At 67.2% G+C, this 14,845-nt stretch carries 14 protein-coding genes; 8 read left to right on the top strand and 6 right to left on the bottom strand.

Annotated elements, in window-relative coordinates:
• Positions 1 to 101 precede the first annotated feature (101 nt).
• From G7B67_RS05180 to prpC, 4 genes are all read left to right on the top strand, one after another.
• Positions 102 to 1,307 (top strand): pyridoxal phosphate-dependent aminotransferase, encoded by a 1,206-nt coding sequence (locus G7B67_RS05180; RefSeq protein WP_166208948.1) that lies wholly within the window; start codon positions 102 to 104, stop codon positions 1,305 to 1,307.
• Between the two features lie 145 nt (positions 1,308 to 1,452).
• Positions 1,453 to 2,436 carry a malate dehydrogenase gene (locus G7B67_RS05175; protein WP_166208945.1) on the top strand — a complete coding sequence of 328 codons (984 nt, stop codon included), beginning with the start codon at positions 1,453 to 1,455 and terminating at the stop codon, positions 2,434 to 2,436.
• Between the two features lie 126 nt (positions 2,437 to 2,562).
• On the top strand, positions 2,563 to 3,441 hold the full coding sequence (gene prpB / locus G7B67_RS05170) for a methylisocitrate lyase (RefSeq protein ID WP_166208943.1): 879 nt from the start codon (positions 2,563 to 2,565) through the stop codon (positions 3,439 to 3,441).
• Positions 3,442 to 3,521: 80 nt separating this feature from the next.
• A complete protein-coding gene (gene prpC, locus G7B67_RS05165; RefSeq protein ID WP_166208940.1) occupies positions 3,522 to 4,676 on the top strand; it encodes a bifunctional 2-methylcitrate synthase/citrate synthase in 1,155 nt (384 codons plus the stop codon).
• A gap of 186 nt (positions 4,677 to 4,862) precedes the next feature.
• Here prpC and G7B67_RS05160 read toward each other — a convergent pair whose 3' ends face one another.
• The 3 genes from G7B67_RS05160 to G7B67_RS05150 form a co-directional block, all read right to left on the bottom strand.
• Positions 4,863 to 5,474 carry a glutathione S-transferase family protein gene (locus tag G7B67_RS05160; protein ID WP_166208937.1) on the bottom strand — a complete coding sequence of 204 codons (612 nt, stop codon included), beginning with the start codon at positions 5,472 to 5,474 and terminating at the stop codon, positions 4,863 to 4,865.
• A gap of 81 nt (positions 5,475 to 5,555) precedes the next feature.
• On the bottom strand, positions 5,556 to 6,014 hold the full coding sequence (locus G7B67_RS05155; protein ID WP_166208934.1) for a cell wall hydrolase: 459 nt from the start codon (positions 6,012 to 6,014) through the stop codon (positions 5,556 to 5,558).
• A gap of 280 nt (positions 6,015 to 6,294) precedes the next feature.
• Positions 6,295 to 7,080, bottom strand: a complete 786-nt coding sequence (locus tag G7B67_RS05150) for a DODA-type extradiol aromatic ring-opening family dioxygenase (RefSeq protein ID WP_166208931.1) — start codon at positions 7,078 to 7,080, stop codon at positions 6,295 to 6,297.
• 293 nt (positions 7,081 to 7,373) lie between these two features.
• Between G7B67_RS05150 and G7B67_RS05145 the strand changes: the two genes are divergently transcribed.
• From G7B67_RS05145 to G7B67_RS05130, 4 genes are all read left to right on the top strand, one after another.
• On the top strand, positions 7,374 to 8,825 hold the full coding sequence (locus tag G7B67_RS05145; RefSeq protein ID WP_166208928.1) for a bifunctional 2-methylcitrate dehydratase/aconitate hydratase: 1,452 nt from the start codon (positions 7,374 to 7,376) through the stop codon (positions 8,823 to 8,825).
• 161 nt (positions 8,826 to 8,986) lie between these two features.
• Positions 8,987 to 10,132 carry an OmpA family protein gene (locus G7B67_RS05140; protein WP_166209160.1) on the top strand — a complete coding sequence of 382 codons (1,146 nt, stop codon included), beginning with the start codon at positions 8,987 to 8,989 and terminating at the stop codon, positions 10,130 to 10,132.
• Between the two features lie 253 nt (positions 10,133 to 10,385).
• Positions 10,386 to 10,889, top strand: coding sequence for a hypothetical protein (locus G7B67_RS05135; RefSeq protein WP_166209157.1), 504 nt, complete (start codon positions 10,386 to 10,388; stop codon positions 10,887 to 10,889).
• 122 nt (positions 10,890 to 11,011) lie between these two features.
• Entirely contained in the window at positions 11,012 to 11,773 is a 762-nt protein-coding gene (locus tag G7B67_RS05130) for a pseudouridine synthase (protein WP_166208925.1), read from the top strand.
• Positions 11,774 to 11,840: 67 nt separating this feature from the next.
• Here G7B67_RS05130 and kbl read toward each other — a convergent pair whose 3' ends face one another.
• The 3 genes from kbl to G7B67_RS05115 all read right to left on the bottom strand — a co-directional run bounded on the left by kbl (position 11,841) and on the right by G7B67_RS05115 (position 14,664).
• Entirely contained in the window at positions 11,841 to 13,034 is a 1,194-nt protein-coding gene (gene kbl / locus G7B67_RS05125) for a glycine C-acetyltransferase (protein WP_166208922.1), read from the bottom strand.
• 122 nt (positions 13,035 to 13,156) lie between these two features.
• Complete coding sequence (tdh, locus tag G7B67_RS05120; protein WP_166208919.1) at positions 13,157 to 14,191, bottom strand: L-threonine 3-dehydrogenase; 1,035 nt, start codon at positions 14,189 to 14,191, stop codon at positions 13,157 to 13,159.
• A 74-nt stretch (positions 14,192 to 14,265) separates the two neighbouring features.
• Complete coding sequence (locus G7B67_RS05115) at positions 14,266 to 14,664, bottom strand: DUF3224 domain-containing protein (protein WP_166208916.1); 399 nt, start codon at positions 14,662 to 14,664, stop codon at positions 14,266 to 14,268.
• Positions 14,665 to 14,845 lie beyond the last annotated feature (181 nt).

The raw sequence follows: 14,845 nt of genomic DNA, 5'->3' as shown, positions 1-14,845 counted from the left end.
TCCCGCCGCCGGCGCCTCCCGCGCGCCGGCCGGCGTGGGCCTGCGTGATAAAATCCGCAGTTCCCCGCGCCGCCAAGGCGCCGCCGTGACGAGGAATCCCGATGCAGCAGCTTGCCCGCCGGGTCGGCCGTGCCAAGCCCAGCGCGATCATGCAGGTCGCCGAAAAAGCCAAGCGCCTGAAGGCCGAAGGCCGCGACATCATCAGTTTTTCGATCGGGGTGCCGAATTTCCTCCCCGGTGAACATGTCTATGCGGCTGCGCGGGACGCGCTGGCTCACGACTCGGGGCAGTACGGCAGCAACCGCGGGAGCGACGCGTTGCTGGACGCCTTCCTCCAGCACATCGGCGAGATCGGCTTGACCGGCTACACGCGCGCCAACTGCGCCACCGGCGTCGGCGCCAAGCACGTGATCTACAACCTGGCCGAGGCACTGCTGGACGAGGGCGACACGATCGCGTTCCCGGTGCCGTACTGGACCAGCTATCTCGACATCGCCGAGATCGTGAACGCGAAGGTCGACCTGCTGCCGTGCCCGGCCGAGCAGGACTACAAGCTCACGCCAGCGCAGCTCGACGCGGCGATGGCGCGCAAGCCGCGCGTGTTCCTGTTCAACAACCCGTCCAACCCGACCGGCATGGTGTATTCCAAGGTCGAGATCGACGCGCTGGCGGACGTGCTGGTGAAGTACCCCGACACCTGGATCATCACCGACGACATCTACAACCGGATGGTGTTCGACGGCATCGGCTACCACAACTTCGTGCACGCGCGCCCCGAGTTGCGCGACCGCGTGATCTTCATCGATTCGCTGTCCAAGACCTACGGCATGCCGGGCTGGCGCGTGGGTTTCATGGCCGGTCCCGAAGCGGTCGCGCAGGCGGTGGTGACGATGAACTCCAACCACATCACCAATCTGCCGGAAGTCGTCACCGCCGCCGCGGTCGCCGCATTGTCGGGCCCGCAGGACATCACCCGCGAGAAGTGCGCCGAATTCCAGCGCAAGCGCGACCAGGTGATGGCGGTGATGGATTCGATTCCCGGCGTCGTCTGCCCCAGGCCGCAGGGTGCGTTCTATGTGTTCCCCGACATCAGCGTCGCCTTCGGCAAGGCCCACGCGCCGACGGGGCTGAAAGTCACCAACGATGTCGACTTCTGCAGCGCGCTGCTCGAGGCCAAGGGCGTTGCCTGCGTGCCGGGGTCGGCCTTCGGCGCGCCGAGCGCGTTGCGCATCAGCTACACCTGCCCGACGCCGCAGCTGGCGCCGGGGCTGCAGCGGTTCCAGGAGTTTTTCGCCGAACTGTCGTAGGGCGGGTCTTGACCCGCCATGGCGTCGCCATGAACGCCCGTTGGCGAATCGACCCGCTCCCCGCACGTGCGAGTCGGTGGGTCGCCCTCCATTCCATCCTTTGACTAGCGTTGGCGGGTCAAGACCCGCCCTACAGGAGCCCACGATGAAGTCACCCCTCCGAGTTGCCGTCACCGGCGCGGCCGGCCAGATCGGTTACGCGTTGCTGTTCCGCATTGCTTCGGGCGAGATGCTCGGCAAGGACCAGCCGGTCATCCTGCAGATGCTCGAGCTGCCGCTGGAGAAAGCCCAAGCCGCGCTCAAGGGCGTGATGATGGAGCTGGAGGACTGCGCGTTCCCGCTGCTCGCCGGCATGGTCGGCACAGATGACCCACGCGTCGCGTTCAAGGATGCGGACATCGCGATGCTGGTCGGCGCACGTCCGCGCGGCCCGGGCATGGAGCGCAAGGACCTGTTGCTGGAGAACGCCAAGATCTTCACCGAGCAGGGCAAGGCGCTGAACGACGTCGCCTCGCGCGACGTCAAGGTCCTCGTGGTCGGTAACCCGGCCAACACCAACGCCTACATCGCGATGAAGTCCGCGCCGTCGCTGCCGGCGAAGAACTTCACCGCGATGCTGCGCCTGGACCATAACCGCGCGCTGTCGCAGCTGGCGTCCAAGGCCGGCGTGGCCGTCGCCGACATCGACAAGCTGGTCGTGTGGGGCAACCACTCGCCGACGATGTACCCGGACTACCGTTTCGCGACCGCCAACGGCAAGTCGCTCCAGGACACGATCAACGACCCGGACTGGAACGCGAACGTGTTCATCCCCACGGTCGGCAAGCGCGGCGCCGCGATCATCGAAGCGCGCGGATTGTCGTCGGCCGCCTCGGCTGCCAATGCCGCCATCGACCACATCCACGACTGGGTGCTCGGCACCGGCGGCAAGTGGGTGACGATGGGCGTGCCGTCCGATGGCAGCTACGGCATTCCCGAAGGCGTCATCTACGGGGTGCCGGTGACCACCGCCAACGGCGAATACACCCGCATCGCCGACCTGCCGATCGACGCCTTCAGCCGCGAGCGGATGGACAAGACCCTGGCCGAGCTCGAGGAAGAGCGCGCGGGCGTGGCGCACCTGCTGTAACCCGTTCGAAGGCGACCCGCGTCGCCTTCGTCGTTTTGGCCCGCCATTCCCGCGCAGGCGGGAGTCCAGTTTGGCTCGTCATCCCCGCCTCCGCGGGGATGACGGTTCGAGATACGGGGGAGTGTCATGTCCCAACTGTCTGCCGGTACGCATTTCCGCAATGCCGTCGCCGCCGAATCGCCGCTCCAGGTCATGGGCGCGATCACCGCCTATGCCGGATTGATGGCCAAGCGCGTCGGCTACAAGGCGCTGTACCTGTCCGGCGGCGGCGTCGCCGCCAACTCCCTCGGCATGCCGGACCTGGGCATCAGCACGATGGAAGACGTGCTCACCGATGCACGCCGGATCGTCGAGGCAACGCAGATGCCGTTGCTGGTGGATATCGATACCGGCTGGGGGGGGGCGTTCAACATCGCGCGCACCATCCGAAACTTCGAGCGCATCGGCGTCGCCGCGGTGCACATGGAGGACCAGGTCGGCCAGAAACGTTGCGGCCACCGGCCCGGCAAGGAAGTGGTGACGAAGGACGAAATGGTCGATCGGGTGAAGACCGCCGTCGATGCCCGCACCGATGCCGGCTTCGTGATCATGGCGCGCACCGACGCCGCGGCGGTGGAGGGCATCGATTCGGCGATCGATCGCGCCTGCGCCTATGTCGAGGCGGGTGCCGACATGATCTTCCCCGAAGCCATGAAGACGCTGGACGACTACCGCCGCTTCAAGGCCGCGGTGAAGGTTCCGGTCCTGGCCAACCTGACCGAGTTCGGCAGCACGCCCTTCTTCACCGTGGATGAGCTGCGCGAGGCGAAGGTCGACATCGCGCTGTACTGCTGCGGCGCCTATCGGGCGATGAACAAGGCGGCGTTGAATTTCTACCAGGCCGTGCGCAGCCAGGGCACCCAGAAGCACATCATCGACCAGCTGCAGACGCGCGAGGAGCTCTACGATTTCCTCGGCTACCACGGCTACGAGCAGAAGCTCGACGCCCTGTTTTCAGGCAAGTAACCGTTGGCCGGGCGCGTCGCCCGGCCGGGATTGCAGGCGACGGGCTTGCCCGCCGGCCCATGAGCGAAGGAAGAACCAGCATGAGCGACACCAATCCGGCTCCGGCCAAAGCAAAGAAGTCCGTCGCGCTGAGCGGCACGCCGGCCGGCAATACCGCGCTGTGCACCGTCGGCCGCAGCGGCAACGACCTGCATTACCGCGGCTACGACATCAAGGACCTGGCAACGAAATCCTCGTTCGAGGAAGTCGCGCACCTGCTCGTGCACGGCACGCTGCCGACCGCATCGCAGCTGGCCGCCTACCGCACCAAGCTCAAGCGCCTGCGCGGCCTGCCGGTGATCGTGGCCGAAGCGCTGGAGCTGGTCCCGGCCAACGCCCACCCGATGGATGTGCTGCGCACCGGCTGCTCGGTGCTGGGCACGGTGCTGCCCGAGCGCGACACCCACCCGGCCAGCGAAGCGCGCGACATCGCCGACAAGCTGATGGCGAGCTTCGGCTCGATGCTGCTGTACTGGTGGCACTTCACCCGCAACGGGCGGCGGATCGATTGCGAGACCGACGACGACTCGATCGCCGCGCATTTCCTGCACCTGCTGCACGGCGAGCCGCCGAGCGCGCTGCACGCCGAGGCGCTGGACAAGTCGCTGGTGCTCTACGCCGAGCATGAATTCAATGCGTCGACCTTCACCGCGCGCGTGATCGCCGGAACGGGCAGCGACATCCATTCCTGCATCACCGGCGCGATCGGCGCGCTGCGCGGGCCCAAGCACGGCGGCGCCAACGAAGTGGCGATGGACATCATCTCCCGCTACGCGACCCCCGACGAAGCCGAAGCCGACATTCGCGCGCGCATGGAGCGCAAGGAAATCGTCATCGGCTTCGGTCACCCCGTGTACACCATCGGCGATCCGCGCAACCCGATCATCAAGGAGCTGTCGCGCAAGCTTTGCCGCGAAGGCGGCAACCAGGTGCTGTTCGATGTGTCCGAGCGCATCGAGAAGCTGATGATGGACACCAAGAAGATGTTCCCCAACCTCGACTGGTACAGCGCCAGCGCGTACCACATGATGGGGATCCCGACGCCGATGTTCACGCCGTTGTTCGTCATCGCCCGCACCTCGGGCTGGAGCGCGCACGTGATCGAGCAGCGCGAGGACGGCAAGATCATCCGCCCGAGCGCGACCTACGTCGGCCCCGAGGATCGTGAGTACGTGCCGGTCGACAAGCGCGGCTGAGCGATCCCGTCGCAAGAAGAAGGCCGCGCAATTGCGCGGCCTTCTTCTTGGGGGAGCTGCCGCCATCGGCAGGCGCGGCTTCAGCCGCGAGCGCTTCTCCGGCGACGTCACCGTGGGCGTTCCTGCAGATGCAGGACAGCGCTCGCGCCGAAGCCGCTCCTACGAAGAGCCTGCCAGCATGGCCTGTCAGTCCAGGCCTTCGTCCGCCAGCACCCGGCGCACGGCCGGATCCTCGCCCATGCGGTGGAAATGACGCTCGAGGTTGTCGAATCCCGTCAGGTCCACGCCGCTGGCTTTCGCCCATCGCGTGACGACGAACAGATACGGATCGGCGATCGAGCGCGGACCGGCGATGAACTCCCGCCCCAGCAGTTGCTGGTCTGCGCGTGCGAACAACCCGCGCAGCTGGGCCCGGGCATGCGCCTGGGTCCTGGCGACGGTCAGGGCATCCTCGAGATAGCGGGTGGCGCCGAACAGCGGCTTGAACGCCGGGTGGACGTCCGAGTTGAGGAACCCCAGCCAGCGGTTGACCTCGGCGCGGCTGCGAGGCGTGCCGTCGCCGCCCAGCGCCGCCTGCGGGTACTTGTCGACGATGTAATTGAGGATCGCGGAGTTCTGGGTCAGTGCCCAGCCGCCGTCTTCCAGCACGGGCACCGCGCCGGCGGGGTTCAGCGCGAGGTACCCGGGCGAGCGGCGATCATCGCCCGACATGCGCCGGGCCTCATAGGGCTGCCCGGTCCATTCCAGCGCGATGTGATCGGCCAGCGAGCAGGCGCCGGGCGAGTAGTAAAGCTTCATGGATGCCTCCGCGAATCGACGAGGAGGCGACTATGTGCGCCAGGCCATCAATGCATCAATCACGCCCCGCGCAACGGAGCGTCACGATTTATGCGGCTTGAGATTCTGCACGCGGTAGAAGGTATGGTCGCCGATGGTCGCCACCTGGTAGGCGTTGCGCCAGCTGGGCGACGCGATCGCGGTGGCGGCGAAGTGGCTCGCACCCGGCACGATCTCGTGGCGCTGCCCGGGCGGCAGGGCCCAGTTGCGTTCCGAATCCAGGGCCACGTCCACCGCCATCGCCCAGGCGCGCGGGTTGGCGAGGTTGGTGTTCGGCGAGACCAGCGACGGCGCGAACTGCCGGCGCGCCGTCACGACCTCGCACAGGTTCTGCCCGTACAGGCCGCTGTCCAGCCGGCGCAGGGCGACTTCGGCCACCGCTTCCTGTCCACGGACCGACTGGTCGCGCGCTTCGAGGTAGACGGTGGTGCTCAGGCACAGCGAATCGGCGGCCGGCTGGGGCAACACGTGCGCCAGCCAGAGGATCCAGGCCAGTTTCATGGCGACTCCTTGCTCCGTTGCGCCGGGCCGCGATGCTGCCGTCGCCGATGTGGGCGGGGCGTGCATTCACGATCCGGGATGGCGTACTGGGGAGGGCGGCAGCTCTGCGGCGGCCTTGAGCCCGGGCGCCGCAAATCCCGCGGAAGTGCGGGCAGCGCCGGTGGGTTGCCTATTCAGGCACTCCGAAAGTGCGCGCACCCTAACGGCGCAAAGCCCAACGCCAGCTGAATGGGATTCAGGAAGCTGTTGATTTCATTGGCGCTGCATTGCGCCAAGGGGCTCAGGCAAACGCGAAAGCGTCCAGCGCAAGCGAACCGAATTCGGCAGACGCATGCAGTTGCCGGACCGACGCCTGCGGCCCCGCCGCACCCAGCGCGACGAACAGCGGCATGAAATGTTCGACCGTCGGGTGCGCCCGCCGTGCGTGCGGCGCCAAGCGTTCCCAATCCAGCAGCGCGCCGGTGTCGCCGGCGGCGAGCCGTTCGCGCATCCAGCCGGAGAACGCCGCCGCCCAGGCGGGAACCGGGGCCTCGCGGTCCGTCCATTCCAGGTCGCCAAGGTTGTGGACGAAGCCGCCCGAGCCGATCACCAGCACGCCATCCTCGCGTAGCGGCGCCAAGGCCCGGCCGATGGCGAGGTGGTGGGCGGCGTCTCCGGGATCGACCGAAACCGGTACGACCGGCAGGCTGGCATCGGGATACATCCGCCGCAGCGGCACCCAGGCGCCATGGTCCAGTCCCTGGTCCAGGCGCAAGGTCGCCGGCAGCCCGGCATCGCCCAGCAGCTCAGCGACGGCCCGCGCGAGGCCCGGGTCCCCGGGCGCGGGATAGTCGATCCGGTACAGCGGCTCGGGGAAGCCGCGGAAATCGTGGATCGTCGCCGGGTGCGGCGCCGCGCCGACCACCGGCTGCGGTGCCATGAAGTGGGCCGACGCGATGACGACCGCCCGCGGCCTCGGCAGTTGCCCGCCCAGGCGATCAAGAAAGCGCCCAGCCGGCGAGTCCTCGATCGCCAGCATCGGCGAGCCGTGGGAAAGGAAGAGGGAAGGCAAGCGCGACGTGTTCATGCGCTCACGATGGCGCCGCGGCGTGCGAATGCAATACCGAAGGGTGGCCCGACCGGGGCGGCAATGCCTGCAGGCGCCAGTCGCGCCTCGTTGCTGCGCACGACCACTGGCCATCGGCGTCGCGCAGGGTGTCCATGCGGATGACTACGCACCGCATGCCGGAGGCTGCGGCCCAGCGCGCCACCCGCTCCGGCCACCCCCAGCCGATCGATGGCCGGGAGCCAGGCCAAGCTGCGTTCGCTACCCACCGCGCAACGCGGCAAAATACCCGGCTACCCCATCCGGCAGCCCCCATGAGCCACTTCGACGTCCGTTCCGCCGCCCGCCCGCAGCCCGACCAGCCGATGGTCGACATCGCCGACTACGTGGTCGATTACCGGATCGACTCGCAGGAGGCCTACGACACCGCCCGCTACATGCTGCTCGACTCACTGGCCTGCGCAATGCTGGCGATGAAATTCCCGGATTGCGTCAAGCACCTCGGCCCGCTCGTCCCCGGTGCGATCCTGCCTGGCGGCGCGACCGTGCCCGGCACCAACTTCGAGCTCGACCCGGCCCAGGCCGCCTTCAACATCGGCACCCAGGTGCGCTGGCTGGATTTCAACGACACCTGGCTCGCCGCCGAATGGGGCCATCCGTCGGACAACCTCGGCACCATCCTGGCCGTCGCCGATTACCTCAGCCGCCGCGAACTGCGTGACGGCGGCAAGCCGCTGACCGTCCACGACGTGCTCACCTGGGCCATCAAGGCACACGAGATCCAGGGCGTGTACGCACTGCAGAATTCCTTCAACCGCGTCGGCATGGACCACGTGATCCTGGTGCGCCTGGCCTCGACCGCGGTCGCGACCGCGATGTTCGGCGGCGGCAAGGAGCAGGTGGTCAACGCCGTCTCGCACTCGTGGATCGACAACGGGGCGCTGCGCACCTACCGCCATGCCCCCAACACCGGGCCGCGCAAGTCCTGGGCCGCGGGCGATGCCTGCCGGCGCGCCGTGATCCACGCGCTCAACGCCACCGACAAGGGCGTGGTCGGCTATCCGAGCGCGCTGTCGGCCAAGACCTGGGGCTTCTACGACGTCGCCTTCGGCGGCAAGCCGTTCGCCTTCGAGCGCCCGTTCGGCAGCTACGTCATGGAGAACGTCCTGTTCAAGATCAGCTTTCCGGCCGAATTCCACGCCCAGACGGCGGTGGAATGCGCGATGCAGCTGCATCCGCTGGTCAAGGACCGGATCGCCGACATCGAGCGCATCGAGATCCAGACCCAGGAAGCCGGTGTGCGGATCATCGACAAGACCGGCCCGCTGGCCAACTACGCCGACCGCGATCACTGCATCCAGTACATGGTGGCGGTGCCTTTGATCTTCGGCCGCCTGACCGCCGCGGACTACAACGACGACATCGCCGCCGACCCGCGCATCGACGCCCTGCGCGCGAAGATGACCGTCAGCGAGAACCCGCAGTTCACCCGCGACTACTTCGACGCCGACAAGCGTTACATCGGCAATGCGGTGGAAGTCTTCTTCAAGGACGGCTCGAGCACCGGCAAGGTCTCGATCGATTATCCGATCGGCCATCGCAAGCGCCGGGCCGAAGGCATCCCGGTGCTGATGGCCAAGTGCGAGGCGGCCCTGCGGGCGAACCTGGCGGGTGGGCAGGTCGACCGGATCATGGCCCTGGCGGCGGACCCGGCCAGGCTGGAAGCGACCCCCATCGATCAGTTCATGAATCTGTATCGCGTGTAAGATTGCGGCGGGCCGGCCCGGTGGCCTCAGCTCAACTGTTATGGTAGCGTTAACAAGTCCTTCACGGGGCCGACATTAGTCTGTTCGGGATGGCGTGGATGAATAGGCCGTCCCACAAATCACGCTTTACCGCATTTCTTTATCTGATCAAGGAGCTGAGCATGAATAAGAAACTCCTCTGTGTTGCATTGTTGAGCGGTCTGAGCGTGGCGCAGGTTGCGTTCGCCCAGGACGACACGACGACTGACACGGCCCCCGCCGCTGCGACTAGCGGCGACTTCGACGGCCGTTGGTATGTCACCGGCGACATCGGCTACAACTACCAGGACAACGACCGCAACACCGAAAATGCGATGTTCGGCGCCGTTGGCCTGGGCAAGTTCATCAATCCCAACTGGTCGGTCGACGGCCAGCTGAACTGGCAGAACCCGAAGCAAAACGACAACGAAGACCTCAACTGGAGCCAGTACGGGGTCTCGCTTGACGTGCGCCGCCACTTCTTCGTGGATCACAGCTGGCACCCGTATGCCCTTGTTGGCGTCGGCTACGAGCGTGTCGAAGAAGAATTCGACAACTTCCCGAACCCCGATTCCCCGGGCCAGCGCAAGGATGACAGCGTCACGGCCAAGGTCGGCGTGGGCCTCCAGGGTGACCTGGGCCGGGTTGGCATCCGCACCGAGCTTGCTGCGCGTTACGCTTCCGATGGCAATGCGGTCGATGCCCGTGGCAACGACCTCAATTCGTCCGGTTTCGTGGACCTGCTGGCTTCGGTCGGCGTCGTGATCCCGCTGGGCGCCGCGCCGATGGCGCCCGTCGCTCCGGCTCCGGTGGCACCGAACTGCACCGACATGGACGACGACGGTGACGGCGTCAACAACTGCGACGACAAGTGCCCCGGTTCGCAGGCTGGCCAGACCATCGGTCCGGACGGCTGCCCGGTGCCGGTGTCGATCGACCTGAAGGGTGTCAACTTCGACTTCGACAAGGCGACCCTGCGTCCTGACGCGGTGTCGATCCTCAACGAGGCGATCGAGATCCTGAAGCGTTATCCCGACCTGAAGGTTGAAGTGGCCGGTCACACCGACTCGATCGGTTCGGACGCCTACAACCAGACCCTGTCGGAGCGTCGCGCCAAGACGGTGTACGACTACCTGACCAGCAACGGCGTCGACGCCGGTCGCCTGGTCGGTCCGACCGGTTACGGCGAGAGCCGTCCGATCGCGCCGAACACCAACCCGGATGGTTCGGACAATCCGGAAGGCCGCGCGCAGAACCGTCGTACCGAGCTGAACGTCCAGAACCAGTAAGCGGACGTTTCGCCGGAGCGACTGCTCCAGCAACACGGAAAAGCCCGGCCTCGTGCCGGGCTTTTCTTTTTGCGACGGTTGCGGTGGTCCGACCCGGGGCACTTGGGCAGGTCGCCATTCACGTTCGAACGCATTCAGCAACGGCATCCATGAGGTTGCGCTTGTCGCCCGCGGTGTCGCCACCTACACTCGAAACATCGATATTGCAGGCGGGAAATCCACCATGCGCGCGATGCAGTCGCTTCGTCTTTCAATGCTGGTGGTCGCCACGTTCCCCTTGTCGGGATTGGCGCTGGCGTCCACCTGCCCCGCGCCCAATCCGGTCGAGCCGCTGCGCCCGACGTTGCTGGCACCGGTCTCCAGTGAGCTTGCCGCGGTCGACAGCCTGCTGGGCGCGCCCAATGGCGTGCTCTCGCAAAACACGGCCGCCAACGAATCGGTGGACGAAGTCCTGTTGCGCATCCGCATCGAAGGCTGCAGCCAGGTGGCCAACGCGACGCCGGCACCCGGGGCAGTCAATCCGAACGATCCGGCGGCCTACAAGCCGCGCACGCAGTTCGACAACACGCCGTGGCGATTCAACATGAGCCAGAACGGCAAGAAGATGACGGCCGATGAATTCAGCGCGTGGATGAAGTCGCGTGGCGTGCGCGTGGCGCGTGGCGCGGGGGCTTCCGTCGCCGCCCCGGCGAACGACGCCGTGCCACCTGCCACCGAGCCGGCATCCTCGACGCCGGAACCGCCGGTCAAACCCTGATCCCTGCGGGAGTCTGGCGGACAACGGGGCCAGCACCAGCCACCACCACAGCCACGGGCAGCCGCCGCTTTCATCCCTGGACCTGTCAGCCCTCTCGGGCATGTGTTGAGCGCCCCACGCCGATGACCCGCATGCTGGCGCCGCGACACGGACTGGCGCGCATCCTCTCCAAGCGCGGAGTGTGCTCCCGCAGCGAGGCCGCGCGCTGGATTGCCGCCGGCCGGGTGGCGATCGATGGCCGCATCGTCCTCGACCCCGACCATCCCACGCGGGATGGGGACCGCATCCAGGTCGATGGCGCATCGCTGCCACGCACCGACAGGATCTACATCGCGCTCAACAAGCCGCGCGGGCTGGTGACGACGGCCAGCGACGAGCGGGGTCGCGACACCGTCTATCGCTGCCTGGATGGTGCGGACCTGTCATGGCTCGCCCCGGTGGGGCGCCTGGACAAGGCCAGCGAGGGTTTGCTGCTGCTGAGCAACGATCCGGAATGGGCCGCGCGCATCACCGACCCGGCGACGGGTCCCGACAAGACCTACCACGTCCAGATCGATCGCCTGCCCGATGACACGCTGCTTGCGGCGCTGCGCACCGGCGTCGACAGCGACCAAGGCTTCCTGCGCGCGAGCGCGGCGCGGCTGCTGCGCAGCGGCGATCGCAATGCATGGCTGGAAATCGTCCTCGACGAGGGCCGCAACCGCCAGATCCGGCGGCTGCTGGCTGCGTTGGATGTCGGCGTGCTGCGGCTGGTGCGGGTGGCCATCGGCGGGCTGGCGCTGGGCGAGTTGCCCAAGGGTGGCTGGCGGAAGCTCACGGACGACGAGGCCAACGCGCTGGCGCGACCGCGCGCAGCGCCAGCGCCCCGGAATGGACGTTCGTAGGAGCGGCTTCAGCCGCGAGCTCCCCGCCCGCCTCGCATCGAACCGCGCCGCCCGCGCAATCACCCCGTCAGCCCTTCAACACGCCCAGCTCGCGCCCGATCTTCACGAACGCATCGATCGCCCGATCCAGTTGCTCGCGCGTATGCGCCGCGGACAGCTGGGTGCGGATGCGCGCCTGCCCCTGCGGCACCACCGGGAAGAAGAAGCCGATCGCATAGATCCCTTCTTCCAGCAGGCGCTGCGCGAAGCGTTGCGCCAATGGCGCGTCGTACAGCATCACCGGGCTGATGGGATGCACGCCGGGCTTGATGTCGAAGCCGGCGGCGGTCATCCGCTCGCGGAAGTAGCGCGTGTTTTCCGCTAGGCGCTCGCGCAGCTCGCCGGCGGCATCGAGCATCTCGAACGCCTTGATCCCGGCCGCGACCACGTGCGGCGGCAACGAGTTGGAAAACAGGTACGGGCGCGAACGCTGGCGCAACAGCTCGATCACCTCGCGCCGCGCGGTGGTGAAGCCGCCGACCGCGCCGCCCATCGCCTTGCCAAGGGTGCCGGTGAAGATGTCGATCCGGTCCATCACGCCCTTGACCTCGGCCGAGCCGCGGCCGGTTGCCCCGAGGAACCCGGTCGCGTGGCATTCGTCGATATGCACCAGCGCGTCGTACTGCTTCGCCAGGCGCGTGATCTCGTCCAGCGGCGCGATGAAGCCGTCCATCGAGAACACGCCGTCGCTGGTGATCAGGATGGTGCGTGCGCCATCCGCCCGGGCCTGCTGCAGCTGCTTCTCGAGGTCGGCTATGTCGCAGTTGGCGTAGCGGTAGCGCCTGGCCTTGCACATGCGCACGCCGTCGATGATCGAGGCGTGGTTGAGCGCGTCGGAGATGATCGCGTCCTTCTCGTCCAGCAACGGCTCGAACAGCCCGCCGTTGGCATCGAAGCAGGCGGCGTACAGGATCGTGTCCTGCGTCCCGAAGAACGCCGCGATCGTGCGTTCCAGCTGCTTGTGCATGTCCTGGGTGCCGCAGATGAAGCGCACCGACGCCATGCCGAAACCGTGGGTATCCAGCGCGTCCTTCGCCGCCTGGATCATCGCCGGATGGTCGGCGAGCCCGAGGTAGTTGTTGGCGCAGAAATTGAGCACCGTGCGCCCGTCCTCGAGCGTGATCTCGGCCGCCTGCGGCGAGGTGATGATGCGCTCGGACTTGAACAGCCCGGCGTCGCGGATCTCGTCGAGGGTGTCGGCGTAGCGTTGGGTCAGGGACATGCGACTTCTCTCTGCTCGTCATTCCCGCGCAAGCGGGAATGCAGGGACGTTGATTGCGGTGTTCGGATGCAGCAGGACGGGAACGTCCACGGGGTCCCGCTGGCGCGTGAACGGCGGAGCGGTCAATTCCAGCTCAACACGACCTTGCCGGCCTTGCCTGCTTCCATCAGGTCGAAGCCCTGCTGGAATGCATCGATCGGCAGCTGGTGGGTGAGCACCTTGCCCAGCGGGAAGCCGCCCAGCACGAGCTGCGTCATCTTGTACCAGGTCTCGTACATGCGCCGGCCGTACATGCCGTGCAGCGTGAGGCCCTTGAAGATGACCTTGTCCCAGTCCGCGCCGGCGCCCTTGGGCATGATGCCGAGCATCGCGATCTTGCCGCCGTGGTACATGCAGTCGAGCATGTCGTTGAACGCGCGCGGGTTGCCGCTCATCTCCAGGCCGACGTCGAAGCCTTCCATGTGCAGGTCGGCCATCACGTCCTTGAGCGAGGTATTGCTGACGTTGACGACCCGCGTCGCGCCCATGTCGGCGGCGAGCTTGAGGCGGAAATCGTTGACGTCGGTGACCACCACGTTGCGCGCGCCGATGAACTTGCAGATGCCGGCGGCGATGATCCCGATCGGCCCTGCGCCGGTGATCAGCACGTCCTCGCCGACGACGTCGAACTCCAGCGCGCAATGCGCGGCGTTGCCATAGGGATCGAAGAACGCCGCCAGCTCGCTCGGGATCTGGTCGGGGATCGGCCACAGGTTGGTCGCCGGCATCACGATGTATTCGGCGAACGCGCCGTTGCGGTTGACGCCGATGCCGACCGTGTTCGGGCACAGGTGCTGGCGGCCGCCGCGACAGTTGCGGCAATGGCCGCAGACGATATGGCCTTCGGCGCTGACGCGCTGGCCGACCCTGTAGCCGGTGACGCCGGCACCGAGTTCGGCGATGCGGCCGACGAACTCATGGCCGATCACCAGCCCCGGCTTGATCGTGCGCTGGCTCCACTCGTCCCACAGGTAGATATGCAGGTCGGTGCCGCAGATCGCGGTTTTTTCGACCTTGATCAGGACTTCGTTCGGGCCGGGAGCGGGCACCGGCACGTCTTCCATCCAGATGCCCTTGCCGGGCTCGCGCTTCACCAACGCCTTCATCGTCTGAGCCATCGCCGCCGCGTCGCCTGGGAGGCCGCGAATTATACGCGCCGGTCGCAGGACGGCCCGTGACCCGCGCCCCGGCCTCAGTTTTCGGGAAGGCTGTAATCCAGCGTGTAGAAGTGCTTGCTGTCGGCGATCTCGATCGCCATGCGGCCGCTGATGCCGGCAAGCTCCTCGCGCCCCGAGTCGGGCACGATGGTCAGCGACAGGGTGGCCGCGCCGCGCTCCATGATTCCGTTGTGTTGCAGGAAGAAGGCGCCGGCCCGCCCGTCCAGGCGACCCTCGAGCCGCTCGATCGCGACGTAGGCCGCCGACCCGGGCGTGTCGGTGCCCACGGCGAGCATGTGCACCACGCTGGTGGCGTCGAGCGCGCCGTGGAATCGTTTGTCGAAGCGGTAATGGCCCGCGCTCGCGCCGCCGCCCATGTCGCAGGCCGGCTCGTCGCTGCGGTTGACTTCGAATTCGCCCTTGGCCTGCGGCATCGGTCTTCGCCTGTGATCGGGGCCGCCATGGTGTCGTGCCGGCTGCCGAGATGCCAGCTTGCGTCGCCGCGCGCCTCTGCTAGGCTGGCCGCCAATCGCGGATTCCCATGCCAGCCGGCCCCGTCTCCCGATCGCACTGCGCTGCCGTTTCGCGGCGCCTGACGTTCTGCCGGCGGCGTGC

Source organism: Cognatiluteimonas telluris (genome assembly GCF_011320095.1).
In the GTDB taxonomy this organism is placed as follows: domain Bacteria; phylum Pseudomonadota; class Gammaproteobacteria; order Xanthomonadales; family Xanthomonadaceae; genus Cognatiluteimonas; species Cognatiluteimonas telluris.
This window is presented reverse-complemented; position numbering and strand designations above follow the sequence as displayed.